General features: G+C 64.8%; 14 protein-coding genes and 3 tRNA genes. 9 read left to right on the top strand and 8 right to left on the bottom strand.

Annotation, left to right across the window (positions count from 1 at the left end; translation table 11 throughout):
• Window positions 1-2: 2 nt before the first annotated feature.
• Together AC1RMD_RS27345 and AC1RMD_RS27340 are read right to left on the bottom strand one after the other, a co-directional pair.
• Complete coding sequence (locus AC1RMD_RS27345) at window positions 3-731, bottom strand: sensor histidine kinase (protein WP_492931345.1); 729 nt, start codon at window positions 729-731, stop codon at window positions 3-5.
• Between the two features lie 77 nt (window positions 732-808).
• Window positions 809-2,431 carry a response regulator gene (locus AC1RMD_RS27340; protein ID WP_492931343.1) on the bottom strand — a complete coding sequence of 541 codons (1,623 nt, stop codon included), beginning with the start codon at window positions 2,429-2,431 and terminating at the stop codon, window positions 809-811.
• A 226-nt stretch (window positions 2,432-2,657) separates the two neighbouring features.
• Between AC1RMD_RS27340 and AC1RMD_RS27335 the strand changes: the two genes are divergently transcribed.
• Window positions 2,658-3,056: a hypothetical protein gene (locus AC1RMD_RS27335; protein WP_492931341.1), complete on the top strand. Its 399-nt coding sequence runs from the start codon at window positions 2,658-2,660 to the stop codon at window positions 3,054-3,056.
• A 20-nt stretch (window positions 3,057-3,076) separates the two neighbouring features.
• On the opposite strand, the gene AC1RMD_RS27330 is transcribed toward AC1RMD_RS27335, so the two are convergent.
• The 3 genes from AC1RMD_RS27330 to AC1RMD_RS27320 form a co-directional block, all read right to left on the bottom strand.
• Window positions 3,077-4,051 carry a diguanylate cyclase domain-containing protein gene (locus AC1RMD_RS27330; protein ID WP_492931339.1) on the bottom strand — a complete coding sequence of 325 codons (975 nt, stop codon included), beginning with the start codon at window positions 4,049-4,051 and terminating at the stop codon, window positions 3,077-3,079.
• A gap of 262 nt (window positions 4,052-4,313) precedes the next feature.
• Window positions 4,314-6,545, bottom strand: coding sequence for a hybrid sensor histidine kinase/response regulator (locus tag AC1RMD_RS27325; protein ID WP_492931337.1), 2,232 nt, complete (start codon window positions 6,543-6,545; stop codon window positions 4,314-4,316).
• Between the two features lie 135 nt (window positions 6,546-6,680).
• Window positions 6,681-7,508 (bottom strand): response regulator, encoded by an 828-nt coding sequence (locus AC1RMD_RS27320; RefSeq protein WP_492931335.1) that lies wholly within the window; start codon window positions 7,506-7,508, stop codon window positions 6,681-6,683.
• A 329-nt stretch (window positions 7,509-7,837) separates the two neighbouring features.
• Between AC1RMD_RS27320 and AC1RMD_RS27315 the strand changes: the two genes are divergently transcribed.
• The 5 genes from AC1RMD_RS27315 to AC1RMD_RS27295 all read left to right on the top strand — a co-directional run bounded on the left by AC1RMD_RS27315 (window position 7,838) and on the right by AC1RMD_RS27295 (window position 9,074).
• A complete protein-coding gene (locus AC1RMD_RS27315; RefSeq protein WP_492931333.1) occupies window positions 7,838-8,053 on the top strand; it encodes a hypothetical protein in 216 nt (71 codons plus the stop codon).
• A 190-nt stretch (window positions 8,054-8,243) separates the two neighbouring features.
• Window positions 8,244-8,320: transfer RNA gene (locus AC1RMD_RS27310), tRNA-Arg, on the top strand.
• A gap of 136 nt (window positions 8,321-8,456) precedes the next feature.
• A tRNA-Arg gene (locus AC1RMD_RS27305) sits at window positions 8,457-8,533 on the top strand.
• A 142-nt stretch (window positions 8,534-8,675) separates the two neighbouring features.
• Window positions 8,676-8,927, top strand: coding sequence for a hypothetical protein (locus AC1RMD_RS27300; protein ID WP_492931331.1), 252 nt, complete (start codon window positions 8,676-8,678; stop codon window positions 8,925-8,927).
• A gap of 70 nt (window positions 8,928-8,997) precedes the next feature.
• Window positions 8,998-9,074, top strand: a tRNA-Arg gene (locus tag AC1RMD_RS27295).
• Window positions 9,075-9,121: 47 nt separating this feature from the next.
• Here the strand turns inward: AC1RMD_RS27295 and AC1RMD_RS27290 are convergent.
• Window positions 9,122-9,322 carry an entry exclusion lipoprotein TrbK gene (locus AC1RMD_RS27290; RefSeq protein WP_492931329.1) on the bottom strand — a complete coding sequence of 67 codons (201 nt, stop codon included), beginning with the start codon at window positions 9,320-9,322 and terminating at the stop codon, window positions 9,122-9,124.
• 83 nt (window positions 9,323-9,405) lie between these two features.
• Between AC1RMD_RS27290 and AC1RMD_RS27285 the strand changes: the two genes are divergently transcribed.
• The 3 genes from AC1RMD_RS27285 to AC1RMD_RS27275 all read left to right on the top strand — a co-directional run bounded on the left by AC1RMD_RS27285 (window position 9,406) and on the right by AC1RMD_RS27275 (window position 12,249).
• Window positions 9,406-10,554, top strand: a complete 1,149-nt coding sequence (locus AC1RMD_RS27285) for an alpha-hydroxy acid oxidase (RefSeq protein ID WP_492931328.1) — start codon at window positions 9,406-9,408, stop codon at window positions 10,552-10,554.
• The gene (locus AC1RMD_RS27280; protein WP_492931326.1) at window positions 10,551-11,429 is read left to right on the top strand and encodes a class I SAM-dependent methyltransferase; all 879 of its coding nucleotides are present in this window, start codon (window positions 10,551-10,553) and stop codon (window positions 11,427-11,429) included. Before AC1RMD_RS27285 ends, AC1RMD_RS27280 begins: the two co-directional genes overlap by 4 nt.
• Before the next feature lie 133 nt (window positions 11,430-11,562).
• Window positions 11,563-12,249, top strand: coding sequence for an SDR family NAD(P)-dependent oxidoreductase (locus AC1RMD_RS27275; protein WP_492931324.1), 687 nt, complete (start codon window positions 11,563-11,565; stop codon window positions 12,247-12,249).
• 22 nt (window positions 12,250-12,271) lie between these two features.
• Here the strand turns inward: AC1RMD_RS27275 and AC1RMD_RS27270 are convergent, their stop codons facing one another.
• Window positions 12,272-13,243, bottom strand: coding sequence for a D-2-hydroxyacid dehydrogenase (locus AC1RMD_RS27270; protein ID WP_492931322.1), 972 nt, complete (start codon window positions 13,241-13,243; stop codon window positions 12,272-12,274).
• Window positions 13,240-14,196 (bottom strand): LysR family transcriptional regulator, encoded by a 957-nt coding sequence (locus AC1RMD_RS27265; protein ID WP_492931320.1) that lies wholly within the window; start codon window positions 14,194-14,196, stop codon window positions 13,240-13,242. The genes AC1RMD_RS27270 and AC1RMD_RS27265 overlap by 4 nt, the downstream gene beginning before the upstream one ends.
• Window positions 14,197-14,232 lie beyond the last annotated feature (36 nt).

Raw genomic sequence — 14,232 nt, 5'->3', positions numbered from 1 at the left:
GCTCAGGCGGCGACCGGTTTCGGCAGGACCATGGTCAGCGTGGCGCCGCGCTCGGCGCCGTTCGACAGGGTCAGCGTGCCGCCCAGGTAGGCGGCCCGTTCGCGCGCGGTGCGCAGGCCGAACTTGCCGCTGATCTGGCCCAGCAGCGTCGCCACCGGTCCGTTCAGGCCGACGCCGTTGTCCTTGACCGTCAACATCACTTCGTCTTCGTTGTCGTCGACGATGACGTCCACCTCGGACGCCTGCGCATGGGCGGCGATGTTGCGCAGCGCTTCCTCCAGCGCGTGCAGCAGCACGATGCCGTGGCTGCGCGGACAATTCAACTCTTCTTCCGGCAGGCTGCAGCGCGCGGTCAGCTGTTGCTGCTGGCCGAACTGCTCGACCGCTTCGCCCAGCGCCACCCGCACGCCGAGGAATTCCAGCTTGTCGTTCCACAGCTTGACCTGCATCTGGCGGTTGGTTTCGACGATCTGCATCAGCAACTGCTTCATGTGGGCGGCGCGGTCTTGCAGCGCGGCCTCCTGCGGCATCTTCTGCATCAGCAGGCCCAGGTGCATGGTCAGCGCCGTCAGCGACGAACCGAGGCTGTCGTGCAGCTGGCGCGACAGCGAGCGGCGCTCGTTGTCCCAGCAGGTGTGGACGTGGCCGAGCAGGTCGCTCAGGTCGGCGCTGCGCAGGGCGTCTGGCTGGCCGGGCGCTGGTGGCTGTTGTTGTGGTGCCGGGACGGACATGGTTTTCTCTATTCGTGCTTACTTTGTGGGGCGATCATACCCGAGCTTTGCAAGTCGTGGCGCACTCTGGCTGATGCTCACTGTTTGACGGCGAGCGGAACGCAGCCGCCGATCACCTCGGCCAGCTGGTCGATGTCCACCGGTTTGACCAGGTGGCGGTCGAAACCGGCGTCCAGCACGCGCCGCAGATCCTCGGCCAGGCCGTAGCCGGTCAGCGCGATCAGGCGGATGTCGCGCGTGGCCGGATCGGCGCGCAGCCGGCGCGCCACCTCGTAGCCGTCGATGCCGGGCAGGCCGATGTCGATCAGCGCCACGTCCGGCCGCTGGCTGGCGGCGGCCGCCACGCCCTCGTTGCCGTCGGCCGCCGCGTGCACTTCATAGCCGTAGCAGCTGAGCATCATGGTCATCATTTCGCGGCCGTCGTCGTTGTCCTCGATCAGCAGGATGCTGGGCATGCCGTGCGCGCTGACCGGGACGGCCGGCGGCGGCGCCGCCGCCGGCTGGTGTTCGATGCGCGGCAGGCGCAGCGTGAAGGTGCTGCCGCCGCCCGGGCCCTTGCTTTCGGCGCCGACCGCGCCGCCGTGCAGCTCGGCCAGCCGGCGCACCAGCGACAGGCCGATGCCCAGGCCGCCCTGCGAGCGGTCCAGCGTGCTCGATCCCTGCACGAACACGTCGAACACATGCGGCAGCAGGTCGGCGGCGATGCCGACCCCGGTGTCGCGCACGCTGAGCACGACGTCGTCGTTCTCGGTCCAGGTGCGCACTTCGATGCGGCCGCCGGCCGGCGTGTACTTGAGGGCGTTGTCGATCAGGTTGCTGGTGATTTGTTCCAGCCGGGTGGCGTCGCCGTCGACCCAGCCCTGGTCGAGGTCATTGACCAGCTGGTAGTCGGCGCTGCGGCCGGTGGCGCGGTAGGTTTCCAGCGAGGCCGCGACCAGCGCCGCCAGGTCCAGCGGCGCGCGGTTGAGCAGGATCTTGCCCGACATCGCGCGCGACAGGTCGAGCAGGTCGTCGACGATGCGGCCCAGGTGCTGGCTCTGGCGCTGGATGATCTTCTTGGCGCGCGCCACGCCCTCGGCCGACACGCCGGGCAGGCCGATCAGCGATGCCGCGCTGCTGATGGCCGACAGCGGATTGCGCAGCTCGTGGCCCAGCATGGCGAGGAACTCGTCCTTGGCGTGGTTTTGCCGCTCGGCCGACTGCCGCTCCTCGATCTCGCGCGTCAGGCGCAAGTTGGTGGCGGTCAGCTCGGTGGTGCGCTGGCTCAGCTGGCGCGCCTGCTTCTTCAACTCCTCGTTCTTGGTGGCCAGCGCGACAAACACCGCCACCTTGGCGTACAGGATCTGCGGGATCACCGGCGTGAACAGGAAGTCGACCGCGCCGCGCTGGTAAGCCTTCAAGCGGTCGAGCTCGTCCGCGAGGAAGGCGGTGATGAAGATGATGGGAATGTCGGCCGAGCGGGCGCGCTGGTGGATCGCTTCGGCCGTCTCGAAGCCGTCCATGCCGGGCATGTTGACGTCCAGCAGGATCACCGCGAAGTCGTGCATCAGCACCTGGCGCAGCGCCTCCTGGCCCGAGCGCGCCGCCAGTACCTCGTAGGACTCCTGTTCGGCCCACTGGGTGAGCAGGCTGGTCAACGCGAACAGGCTGTTGGCATCGTCGTTGACAACCAGGATTTTGGGTTTTTCTGTTTTAGGCACGGGGTCTCTGCACACTGCTGGAACGGCGAAATCTTCGCGGCCTTGAAGCTGCCAGAGAAGCAAGAAATACACGCCAAATCATCATATCAATTGCCTATATGAATGTCAAAAACGCCCGGTCTATCGAACGCTGCGGAAGGACGGCGGCGCAGTGTTCGATTCCGTACAGACCACGCCAACCCGGACTGCGACAGTGGGGGCTTAACATCAACCGAAAGGACACATCATGAATATCGACACAGTCGTGGATAAAGAGTACCTGGGCCTGAGTTTCCGCGCGCTGGCCGACGCCCCGACCAGTGCCTTGCGCGGCCTGGGCGCCAAGGATGCCAAGCTGCTGGCGCAGGCCTTCAATGTGCACACGGTGCGCGAGCTGGCCAACCTGGAGTTCGTCAAATGGGCCGCCGCGATCACCACGCTGGCCGAGCACGAGCAGGCCACGCCGGAAGAACAGGCCAAGGAAACCCTGCTCGACGGCGGCCTGGAGATGACCTTCCCGGCCAGCGATCCGGTGTCGGTGGACGCCGGCATCACCCGGATCGAAGTGGCGCCGGACAAGGTCGACGCGCACGACGATCACCAGCACGCCGGCAAGATGGAAGAGGACGCCGCACACCCGGTGTGAGGCCGGCCGGTCCCGGCCGCTCAGGCCGGGGTCGGCGACATCACGTGTTGCGGCGCCGGGGTGCGCATGGTTTGCGCGGTGCAGCAGCGGTTCTTGCCGGAGCGCTTGGCTTCGTACAGCGCGCTGTCGGCCGCCGCGATCACCGACGCCACCTGGTCGGCGTCGTCGGGGTAGATGCCGATGCCGATGCTGGTCGACAGCCGCAAGGTCAGGCCGTTGATGACATAGGGCTCGGAGACCGCCTCGATCAGTTTGCTGGCCGGCTCGTGGGTATCGCCCAGATGCGCGATATTGCCCATGACAATGACGAACTCGTCGCCGCCGACGCGGGCCACGGTGTCTTCCTTGCGGGCGCAGCCGACCAGCCGCTGCGCCACCATTTTCAGGATCTCGTCGCCGGCCGCGTGGCCGTGGGTGTCGTTGATCGCCTTGAAGCCGTCCAGGTCCAGGTACATCACGGCCGCCTTGTTCTGCTGGCGGGTGGCGTGTTGCAGCACGGTGGCGATGCGGTCTTCCAGCAGCCGGCGGTTGGGCAGGCCGGTCAGCGGATCGTGCAGCGCCAGTTCCTGCTGCTGGCGGCTGTACTGGGCCAGCTCCTTGTACAGCAGGCGCACCTCCAGCATGTTGTGGATGCGCTTGTGCACTTCCAGCAGGTCGAACGGTTTGCTGATGAAGTCGCGCGCGCCCGCTTCCAGCGCGGCGATTTTGAAGCTCGGCTGGGCGGTCAGCGCCAGCACCGGCAGGTAGCCGCCTTGCTCGATTTCCTTCAAGCCTTTCATGACCTGGAAACCGTTCAAGCCCGGCATCTGCAGGTCCAGCAGGATCAGGTCGTAGCAGTGCTGGCGGTGTAGCGGGCATACCTGCTCCGGCAGCATGGTGGAGGCGACATCGGTATAGCCGGCTTCGCGCAGGATCTCCAACATCAATTCGACGTTGTCGGCGCTGTCATCCACCACCAGGATCTTGGCGTGCAGGATTTCGTCTCGGCTCGGCATAATGGTCTCTGTCTGTCTCAAGTAGGCCATTCTGGCCGGAAAAATTATAGTCCCACGATCTTAGCGCATGCGTCTGTGCTGCGGCGCACACCTGTGCATGTATTTCCACACGGAAACTAATTGTACCTGCTTTTTAGGATTTTTGTAGTTTATCAACTGAACTTCAGATTGCTTGTAGGACATTGCCGCGTCTGCAAGTAGGAAGCCATTTATTTCTATGTGAAAATAATTACCACGGTTGTTGGAGCCTGGGCAACGTCGCTCAGGCATGGCGGTGGGCGGCCCCCATCGCCGCCACCTTGGCGATCAGTTCGTTAGGCTCGACCGGCTTGGAAATATGCGCCAGGAAGCCGCTCGACAGCGCCCTGATGCGGTCCTCGGAGCGGGCGAAGGCGGTCAGCGCGATGGCCGGCAAGTCGCCGCCGCGCGCCGGCCCCAGCGCCCGGATCCGGTCCAGCAGGCCGTAGCCGTCCACCTCCGGCATGCCGAGGTCGCTGAGCATCAGGTCCGGCCGCGCGTGTTGCAGCAGCGTCAGCGCCTCGCCGGCGGTGGCCGCGGTCAGCACGTCGGCGTTGCAATCGTTGAGGATGCGCTTGATCAGTTCGCGGGCGTCGTCCTCGTCGTCGACCACCAGCACCTGCAGGCCGGACAGGTCGTGCGCGGCGGCGCGGTGCGGCGCGCCGTCGTTGCCGGCGTCCAGCGGCTCGTGGCCGCCGTGGCGGCGCGGCAGGCGCACGGTGAAGCAGGCGCCGTGGCCTTCGCCCTCGCTGGCGGCGCTGACCGTGCCGCCGTGCTGCTCCACCAGGTGCTTGACGATCGACAGTCCCAACCCCAGTCCGCCGTGCTTGCGGGTGGTGGTGGCGTCGGCCTGGCGGAAGCGCTCGAACACATGTTCGATGAAGGCGGCGGCGATGCCGACGCCGTTGTCGCGCACATCGACGGCGATCTGGTCGCCCTCGCGGTGGATGCCGACCTGGATGCGGCCGCCGGCCGGCGTGAACTTGATGGCGTTGGTCAGCAGGTTCCAGACGATTTGCTGCAGGCGGTTGGCGTCGCCGGCCACCATGCCGGGCGCCGGATCGAAGTCGCGCTCGATGCGGATCTGCTTGGCCTCGGCGGCCGGGCGCACGGTGTCGATGGCGGCGACGACGATGGCGGCCGGCGCCAGCGCCAGCATTTCCAGCCGCACCTTGCCGGAGGCGATGCTGCTCATGTCGAGCAGGTCTTCGATCAACTGGGCCTGGGCGCGGGCGTTGCGTTCGATGGTTTGCAGGCCGCGGTGCAGGTCGGCCTGGTCGCGGCTGCCGCGCCGCAGCACCTGGGCCCAGCCGAGGATGGCCGTCAGCGGCGTGCGCAGCTCGTGCGACAGCGTGGCCAGGAATTCATCCTTCATCTGGCTGGTGCGCTCGACGTCGGCGCGCGCCTGGCGCTCGCTGTCGAGCAGGATCTTGCGCTCCTCGGCGGCCTGCTGCGAGGCTTCATACAGGCGCGCGTTGTCGATCGCGACGGCGGCCTGGGCGGCGATGCCGCCGATGATGCGCTCGGTGCGCTCGCTGAACATGAACGGTTCCGGGTGGCCGAAGAACAGGCAGCCGATCACCACGCCCGAGCGCAGCGCCACCGGCACCGCCAGGTAGCTGCGCACCGGCGGCTGGCCGGGCGGCAGCCGGTGGCAGGGCGAGTCGCGGCCGTAGCGGGCGTCGGCCGGCCAGTCGTTGCTGCGCACCGTGCCGTGCGTGCACAGCTCGGCGCTCGACAGGGCGCCGTCGCCGGGGCGGCCGAAGCCGGCGCAACTGGCCGGGGCGCCGCTCGACACCATGTGCAGTTCGCGCGCGCGGCCCTGGCCGTCGGCGCCGCGGTAGAAGAAGGCGCCGAAGCGGGCGCCGCTGATGCTGGTGGCGGCGTCGGTCACTTCCTGCAACAGCGGATGCAGGTCGCGGGTCGAGGCCAGCGCGTTGCCGGTGCGGTTGACCAGCTCCAGCACGGCGGTCTCGTCGCGCAGCGCTTCCTGCACCCGCTTGACCTGGTCGACGTCGGTGCTGGTGCCGAACCAGCGCAGCACGCGGCCGGCGGCGTCGTGCACCGGGTTGGCGCGCGTCAGGAACCAGCGGAACTCGCCGTTGGCGCTGCGGATCGGCACTTCCAGTTCATACGGCAGGCCGGTGGCGCGCGAGTGTTCCCAGCGCTCCAGCATGGGGGCGACGCAGTCGGGTGCGTAGGCCTGGCGCCAGCCGTCGCCGCTCATCTGTTCGGGGGTGGTGCCGGTGTAGGCGTACCACGGCTGGTTGTACCAGATCTTGGTGCCGTCCTGCTCGGCGATCCAGGCCAGCTGCGGCATGGAATTGGCCAGTGCGCGCAGCTCCAGCTGGCTCTGGCGCAGCGCTTCCCGGGCGCTCAGCAAATCCTGCTGGGCGCTGCTTGATGCAGGGAGCGCGGCGTCGTCCGTCGGGGGCTGGGGCGTTACGGCGTCGGTGGGCTCGTGAGGAAGAATCATGTGGGGCTTCGGGCTGCCGCGATGCCTGCAGCCGCCGGACGGCGACCGTTGGCTCGCCAGGCTTACGCACGACGTTTACGGTGAGTTCATTGTAGCTCCATCTCCCCCCGTGGCTCCGCACGGTTGGCAGGTAGCTCAGGCCGGGCGGGCGGCCATGCGCTGAGCGATCCGATCCAGCGCCGCTTGCAGCTGTTCGATGTCGTAGGGCTTTTGCAGCGACTGGGCGGGGAATTCCAGGTGGCGGGTCAGTTCGTCGCCGTAGCCGGAGGCGAACAGCAATTGCAGCATGGGCGCCTGCTTGAGCGCCTGGCGCGCCAGCTCGACGCCGGACATGCCGGGCAGGCTGACGTCGGTGAACAAGACGTCGAAGCACTGGCGCGCCAGTTCGGGCAGGGCGTCCTCGCCGGTGGCGGCGGCGTGCACCTCGTGGCCCAGCGCGCGCAGGGTTTCGCAGACCAGGTAGCGGGCGTCGGCGTTGTCCTCGACCACCAGCAGGTGCAGCGGGCGCGCGACCTCGGCCGGCGGCGCGGCCTGGGCCGGCGCCAGCGCGCACAGCACGCCGGCCACCTGGCCGGCGTCGATCCGCACCGGGGTGTAGTACAGGTCGAGCGGCAACTGGGCGACGCCGTTGTTGCGCCACGCCGGCAGGCTGACGCCGCGATAGCTGGCACTGTCGCCGGCCCAGGCCTGGCGCACCGCGGCGCTGTTCCAGCTCCACGCGGCCGGCTGGATCGACGGCACGCCGCCGCCGGGAGCGCGCAGGCTCGACAAGCCGATCAGTGCCGCGTAGGCGTCGTTGTAGACCATGATTTGTTCGGGGCCCCACATCAGCAGCATGGCCGTGGGGGAATTGAGCAGGATGTCCACCGTCAGCCGCAGCGGCAACGGCCAGCCGGCAGGCTCGCCAAGGGCGGTGCGCGACCAGTCAGGGGAGGGCGGCGCGACGGCGGTGGGTGGTGTCATGCTGGGGCAACCTGTCTGTATTTGTCTTGGAAGGCAAAGCTGACCGCATCGTACACTAAAAAAAAAGCCCGCTACAGGAGCGGGCTAAATCTATTTCCTTGGAGGAGAATAGAGGAGACAGGCGAATGATGCTGCAACGCGCAAACGAATGCAAATTTTTTCTGATGATGAGCGAGATCACTGGCATGAATGAAGCTGCTTGCAAGCCTTGAGCAGCCTGGGTTTGTGGGCGGATTGACCATGTTTTTTCCCGCATTCGGGCGCGCTGCATATACACTGGTGGTTGAAGCGGCGTAGTGCCGCGATTGGGAGGTGTTATGGCGACTGTGGTGAAGCACAGAAAGGTCAACATTGTTGTGCTGGAACAAAACGAACAGATTGCGGACCAGTGCCGGCAGGGCGATATCGCCATCGTTGCCGACCCCGCGGGCTGGTGGATCAAGTTTGTCGGCGAGGGCGGCCAGGTCGATTGCTACGGCGTGCCGTACGCGTCCTATAATGAAGCGATGTGGTCGGCCAAGGCGGCGGCCGAGTTCGGCACGTGATAGAGAGTGCTGGACAAGCCGGGGCGGTGTCCCTATAATGCTGCTTCTTTCGAACGGCATGCCGGTTGAAGGAGATGCAGCAAAGCAGTTTGCGGAGTGGTTGATTCGGTGTTTCGTACACCCGACCAACTAAACGATAGAAAACATCGAACTTTGCAAAACGAAATTAATGCTTTATAATGTTGCTTAAGCGGCTGTAGCTCAGCTGGATAGAGTACTTGGCTACGAACCAAGGGGTCGTGGGTTCAATTCCTGCCAGCCGCACCAAAATTCGTGAGTGAAAGGGCCTGAAGAGCAATCTTCGGGCCCTTTTGCTATTAGTGTAAGACCTTGAAATTGATTGCAAAATTTCTTCAAGGAATTCTTCGCCAAACAAGAAAACGCTGTTATAATCTTGTTTTTCGCGGCTGTAGCTCAGCTGGATAGAGTACTTGGCTACGAACCAAGGGGTCGTGGGTTCAATTCCTGCCAGCCGCACCAAAATTCGTAAGTGGAAGGGCCTGAAGAGTGATCTTCAGGCCTTTTTTCTTTGCGCCTGCCTTTTGCCGCCGTCTGTGTACGCCAGCGCACGATGCAACTCAGCAATTGTCGCTATCCTGTCTCAAACAGCCAGGAGAATACAATGACCGCCGCACACGCCACCAGTTTCACCTTCATGGAAAGCCAGATCGAAGCTTCCGCCTACAACAAGGAAGGGCAGTGGCTGCCCGAATACCGCGTCCTGAAAAACGCCGACGACGCCACGCCGCTGAAGCGGCCGGAAATCCTCGGTTTTGCCGACCGCGAAACGGCGGTATTGATGGCGGTGGAATATGGCAGCTACGAAATCCGCTGCCAGGAATACGAAGCGAAATATGCCCGCGTGCGTCACTGAATTGCGCGCCGTAAAAAAGTCGCCGCGGCTCTTCTTGATTTGAGTTTCCCCTGCTATAATGTTGTCTTTCGCGGCTGTAGCTCAGCTGGATAGAGTACTTGGCTACGAACCAAGGGGTCGTGGGTTCAATTCCTGCCAGCCGCACCAAAATTCGTAAGACGAAAGGCCTGAAGAGTGATCTTCAGGCCTTTTTTCTATTGGCGCGCGGCTTTATCGCATTGGGCCGACAGGATGGAGCGCTCCATCGCGTCGCCGACGCCGCGGATGTAGTCCGGCGTGCAGGTCGCGGCGCTGGCCGCGATCGGCTGCACCTGCCTGGCGAGGCTGCGATAGCCGAACACGCCGAGCAAGGCGGCGGCGGCCAGCGTGATGAGGACGTTGGTTTTGGATTTCAAAAATCATTCCTTATTTGATAGTACTTCCATGATACACGGGCCCCGTGCGATGATGGTCCGATCATAGTCCCGGAGGAGCGTGCATGACCATCATCACTACCGTCGAAGACCTGCGTGTCTTGGCCCAGAAGCGCGTGCCGCGCATGTTCTACGATTATGCTGATGCCGGCTCGTGGACCGAATCGACCTACCGCGCCAATGTCGACGATTTCCAGACCATCAAATTCCGCCAGCGCGTGGCCGTCAACCTGGAAAACCGTACGCTGAAAAGCACCATGGTCGGCCAGGAAGTGGCGATGCCGGTGGCGCTGGCGCCGACCGGCCTGACCGGCATGCAGCACGCCGACGGCGAGATCCTCGCCGCCAAGGCCGCGGAAAAATTCGGCGTGCCGTTCACCTTGTCGACCATGAGCATCTGCTCGATCGAAGACATCGCCGCCAACACCAGCAAGCCGTTCTGGTTCCAGCTGTACGTGATGAAGGACCGCGAATTCATCAACCGCCTGATCGACCGCGCCAAGGCCGCGCGCTGCTCGGCGCTGGTGCTGACCTTGGACCTGCAGGTGCTGGGCCAGCGCCACAAGGACTTGCGCAACGGCCTGTCGGCGCCGCCCAAGCTGACCATCGCCAACATCGTCAACATGGCGACCAAGCCGCGCTGGGTGCTGGGCATGCTGGGCACCAAGCGCCGCAGCTTCGGCAACATCGTCGGCCACGCGTCGTCGGTGTCGGACATGTCGTCGCTGTCGGCGTGGACCAGCCAGCAGTTCGACCTGAGCCTGTCGTGGAAGGATGTCGAGTGGATCAAGCAGCGCTGGGGCGGCAAGCTGATTATCAAGGGCATCATGGACGCGGAAGACGCGCGGCTGGCAGTGGAAAGCGGCGCCGATGCGCTGATCGTCTCCAACCACGGCGGCCGCCAGCTGGACGGCGCGCAGTCGTCGATCGGCGCGTTGCCGGCCATCGTCGACGCGGTCGGCGGCCAGATCGAAATCCACATGGACGGCGGCGTGCGCTCCGGCCAGGACGTGATCAAGGCGCTGGCGCTGGGCGCCAAGGGCGTCTACATCGGCCGTCCCTTCCTGTATGGACTGGGCGCGATGGGCGAGCAGGGCGTGACCAAATGCCTGGACATCATCCGCAACGAGCTGGATCTGACGATGGCCTTCTGCGGCCTGCGCGATGTCACCAGGGTCGATCAAAACATCCTGCTGCCGGGTACCTTTAAATGAAGCAGGCCGGCAGCGGCAAGGGTTTGCTGCAACAGGGCGTAGCCAGCCGCAGTGCGCTGATGGTGGCCATGCTGCGCGCCGCCCACCAGTTGATCGATACGCCGCTGGTGTTCGACGATCCGCTGGCCTTGTCCGTCATCGGCCCTGAGCACGAGGCGACGGTGCGCGCCGCGCCGGAAGAATTCGACAGCGGCGTGGTCCGCGTGCTGCGCGCCGCGATGGCGGTGCGCAGCCGCTTCGCCGAGGACGAACTGGCGCAGGCGCTGCGCCACGGCGTGCGCCAGTTCGTGTTGCTGGGCGCCGGCCTCGATACCTACGCCTACCGCAATCCGGTGGCCGAGCTGCGGGTGTTCGAGGTCGATCATCCCGCCACCCAGCGCTGGAAGCGCGGCTTGCTGGAGCAGGCCGGCATCGCCGTGCCGGCATCGATGAGCTACGTGCCGGTCGATTTCGAACGCGACGACCTGGCCGAGGCGCTGACGGCGGCCGGCTGCCGCCTGGACCAGCCGGTGTTCTTTTCCTGGCTGGGCGTGACCCTGTACCTGAGCAGCGACGCCGTGTACGACACGCTGGCCTTCGTCGCCGGCCTGCCGTCCGGCAGCGGCATCGTGTTCGACTACGGCGTGGTGCCGGAGCTGCTCAACCCGATGGAGCGCATGGGCATGGCCTACTTCGCCCAGAAGTACGAGGCCGAGGGTGAACCGTGGATCTCCTACTTCGCGCCCGAGGTGCTGGCCTGCGAACTGCGGGCGCTCGGCTTCGGCGACGTCTGCGACCACGGCGCCGACCAGCTGCGCCAGTGCTATCTCGCCAACCGCAACGACGGCCTGCGGCTGGGCGGCGGCACGCGCCTGATGCGCGCCCATGTCAAATGATCTTTGCGGGGCAGGCCGATTAGCGCATCTGCATTCGTAAGCACGCGGCACGCATTGTTTGTCCTCTCGATTGCATTAAATATGCATACAGTATACTCTATTGTTTTTAGCAACTAAATAACTGCGCATAAAAATGAAAGCAATCATCACTGGCGGTAACCGGGGAATCGGACTCGAAATATCGAAGAAACTGTTAAGCAAGGGATTCGAAGTGCACGTGCTGTCCCGATCGGGCGTCCCCGTCGCCATGAGCGGATTGACTTCATGGACAGCCGACGTTGCAGACTACGAACGGATAGCGCGGATAGTCGAGGAGATCGGCACACCCGACGTACTCGTCAACAACGCCGGGATCATGAATGCGAAGACCGCCAGCGACTACGACGGCGACGCGATACTCCAGATGCTGCACGTGAACCTGATTTCAACGGTGCGCCTGAGTGTTCATGTGGCCGAGCGGATGGCGAACCAGGGCGGCGGCCGCATTGTCAGCATGGGGTCGATTGCCGGCGAAATCGGCCATCCGGATATTTGGTACGGCGTTTCAAAGGCGGGCCTCATGAATGCGATGCGTTCACTGGCGCGTACCTACGGCCCCAAAGGCGTGATCGCCAACTCGGTTGCGCCGGGCCCGGTAGAAACTGAGATGATGAAAAACATTCCGCAAGACAGAAAGAACCGTTTGATGGCCGCCACCATCAGCCAGCGATTCTGCCTTGCAGAAGAGGTTGCGGAAACGGTCAGCTGGCTGGCGACCGACGCGCCGGCCTTCATCAATGGCGACGTCATCGACATGAACAACGGCACCAATTACCGCTAGTGTTTTGCGGAGGCCGCGCCTGTCAGGCAAGCACGTTTTTCGGCGTGCCCTCCACCCACGCCTCGACGTTGTCGATCAGCTGATCCACCAGCACCTGCATCGCCTGCGAACTGGCCCAGGCTGAATGCGGGGTGAGGATGAAGTTAGGCAGCCGCAGATTGAGCAGCACGTTGTCCTCCGGCGGTGGTTCTTGCACCAGCACGTCGAAGCCGGCGCCGGCGATCACGCCGCTGCGCAGCGCGTCCGCCAGCGCCGTCTCGTCCACCAAGCCGCCGCGCGCGGTGTTGATCAGCAGCGCGCTGCGCTTCATGCGTATCAGTTCCTTCGCGCCGATCAGGTTGCGCGTCTTGTCGTTCAGCGGCAGGTGCAGGCTCAGTACGTCCGACGTTTCCAGCAGCTGGTCGAAGCCCACTTCGCGCACGCCGTCGGCCGCCGCGTCGGGGATCGGCGAGCGCGTATGCACCATTACCTCCATGCCGAACGCCTGCGCGATGCGCGCCACCGATTTGCCCAGCGCGCCATATCCCAGCAGGCCCAGTCGGCTGCCAGCCAGGTCGGAAATCGGGTGGCCGAACAGGCAGAATCGGTCCGACTTCTGCCACAGTCCCGCTTCGATATCGGCGCGGTAGGCCACCAGCTGCCGGCGCAATGCCAGTATCAATGCGAAGGTGTGCTCGGGCAGCGTGTGCACCGCGTAGTTGCGGATGTTGGAGACGACGATGCCGCGCTCGCGGCAGGCCGCCAGGTCGACGATGTCGGTGCCGGTGGCGGCCACCGCGATCATCTTCAGGTCCGGCAGCTGCGCCAGGTCGGCCGCGCGCAAGGGCACCTTGTTGGTGATGGCGATGGTGGCGCGGGCGTCGCGCAGGCGCTGCATGGCGTCGGCCGCGGCGGTGGCCGGATACTCGGTCCACTCATGCGCGAAGGCAGGCTTGCGGATGTTGGCGATCACGCTGTCGCGGTCGAGGAAAACGATGCGGTGAATATCAGTCATAGTGCAACCTCAAATGGAATCGGGCGCGCCGGCGGCGCTACTTTCGGCAGGCGCATGCCCGGATGGTTGGAAAACAGTTCGGCGACCCATTCGACAAACACCCGCACCTTGGCCGACAGGTGGCGGTTCTGCGGATAGACCACGTGTACCGGCAGCGGATCGGTGCTCCAGTCGGCCAGCAGCAGTTCGAAGCGGCCGTCGTTGAGCATGGGTTCCATCATAAAGTTCGGCATCTGCACGATGCCCAGTCCCGCCAGGCCGGCAGCAATGTAGGCGTTGGTGTCGTTGACGGCGATGTGGCCGGGCAGGGCGACCTGTATCCGGTGGCCGTCGCGCGAGAAGTCCCAGTCGAACAGCTTGCCGGTGCGGGACGAGAAATAGTTCACGCAGCGGTGGCGCATCAGTTCATCGGGATGCGCCGGCCGGCCATAGATGTCCAGGTAACCCGGCGTGGCGCAGGTGACGAACTGCAGGATGCCCACGCGCCGTGCGATCAGGTTGGAATCGCCCAACACGCCGCCGCGCACCGCGCAGTCCACGCCTTCCTCGATCAAGTCGATGGTGCGGTCGCTGCAGCCCAGCTCCAGCTGGATGTCCGGGTAGCGCGTAAAGAAATCGGGCAGGGCGGGGATCAGCACGTCGCTGGCCAGGCCGGTGGGCGCGTCGACCCGCAACCGTCCGCTGGGGCTGAGCCGGGTGCGCGACAGCGATTCCTCGGCCTCGCGCACGTCCGACAAAATGCGCAGGCAGCGCTCATAGTAGGCGGCGCCGTCGGCCGTCACGCTGACCTGGCGCGTGGTCCGATGCAGCAGCTTGACCGACAGCGTGGCCTCCAGCGCCTGGATCAGCGTCGAGACGGTGGCCTTGGGCAGCTGCATATTGTCGGCCGCGCGCGTGAAGCCGCCGGCGTCGACCACCTGGACAAACACTTCCATTGCTTGTAGTTTATTCATCTATTCATCCCATTGTTCGGAATCCTGAACAATCAA

Source organism: Duganella sp. GW822-FHT06D06 (assembly GCF_058799615.1).
The sequence above is the reverse complement of the archived record's forward strand: the minus strand, read 5'-3'. Positions and strand labels throughout refer to the sequence as shown.

What these genes read in the sequence shown, in the direction of transcription:
- AC1RMD_RS27345 (WP_492931345.1), bottom strand. Translation starts at nt 731, where the DNA reads ATGTCCGTCCCGGCACCACAACAACAGCCACCAGCGCCCGGCCAGCCA.
- AC1RMD_RS27335 (WP_492931341.1), top strand. Translation starts at nt 2,658, where the DNA reads ATGAATATCGACACAGTCGTGGATAAAGAGTACCTGGGCCTGAGTTTC.
- AC1RMD_RS27330 (WP_492931339.1), bottom strand. Translation starts at nt 4,051, where the DNA reads ATGCCGAGCCGAGACGAAATCCTGCACGCCAAGATCCTGGTGGTGGAT.
- AC1RMD_RS27325 (WP_492931337.1), bottom strand. Translation starts at nt 6,545, where the DNA reads ATGATTCTTCCTCACGAGCCCACCGACGCCGTAACGCCCCAGCCCCCG.
- AC1RMD_RS27320 (WP_492931335.1), bottom strand. Translation starts at nt 7,508, where the DNA reads ATGACACCACCCACCGCCGTCGCGCCGCCCTCCCCTGACTGGTCGCGC.
- AC1RMD_RS27300 (WP_492931331.1), top strand. Translation starts at nt 8,676, where the DNA reads ATGACCGCCGCACACGCCACCAGTTTCACCTTCATGGAAAGCCAGATC.
- AC1RMD_RS27285 (WP_492931328.1), top strand. Translation starts at nt 9,406, where the DNA reads ATGACCATCATCACTACCGTCGAAGACCTGCGTGTCTTGGCCCAGAAG.
- AC1RMD_RS27280 (WP_492931326.1), top strand. Translation starts at nt 10,551, where the DNA reads ATGAAGCAGGCCGGCAGCGGCAAGGGTTTGCTGCAACAGGGCGTAGCC.
- AC1RMD_RS27275 (WP_492931324.1), top strand. Translation starts at nt 11,563, where the DNA reads ATGAAAGCAATCATCACTGGCGGTAACCGGGGAATCGGACTCGAAATA.
- AC1RMD_RS27270 (WP_492931322.1), bottom strand. Translation starts at nt 13,243, where the DNA reads ATGACTGATATTCACCGCATCGTTTTCCTCGACCGCGACAGCGTGATC.
- AC1RMD_RS27265 (WP_492931320.1), bottom strand. Translation starts at nt 14,196, where the DNA reads ATGAATAAACTACAAGCAATGGAAGTGTTTGTCCAGGTGGTCGACGCC.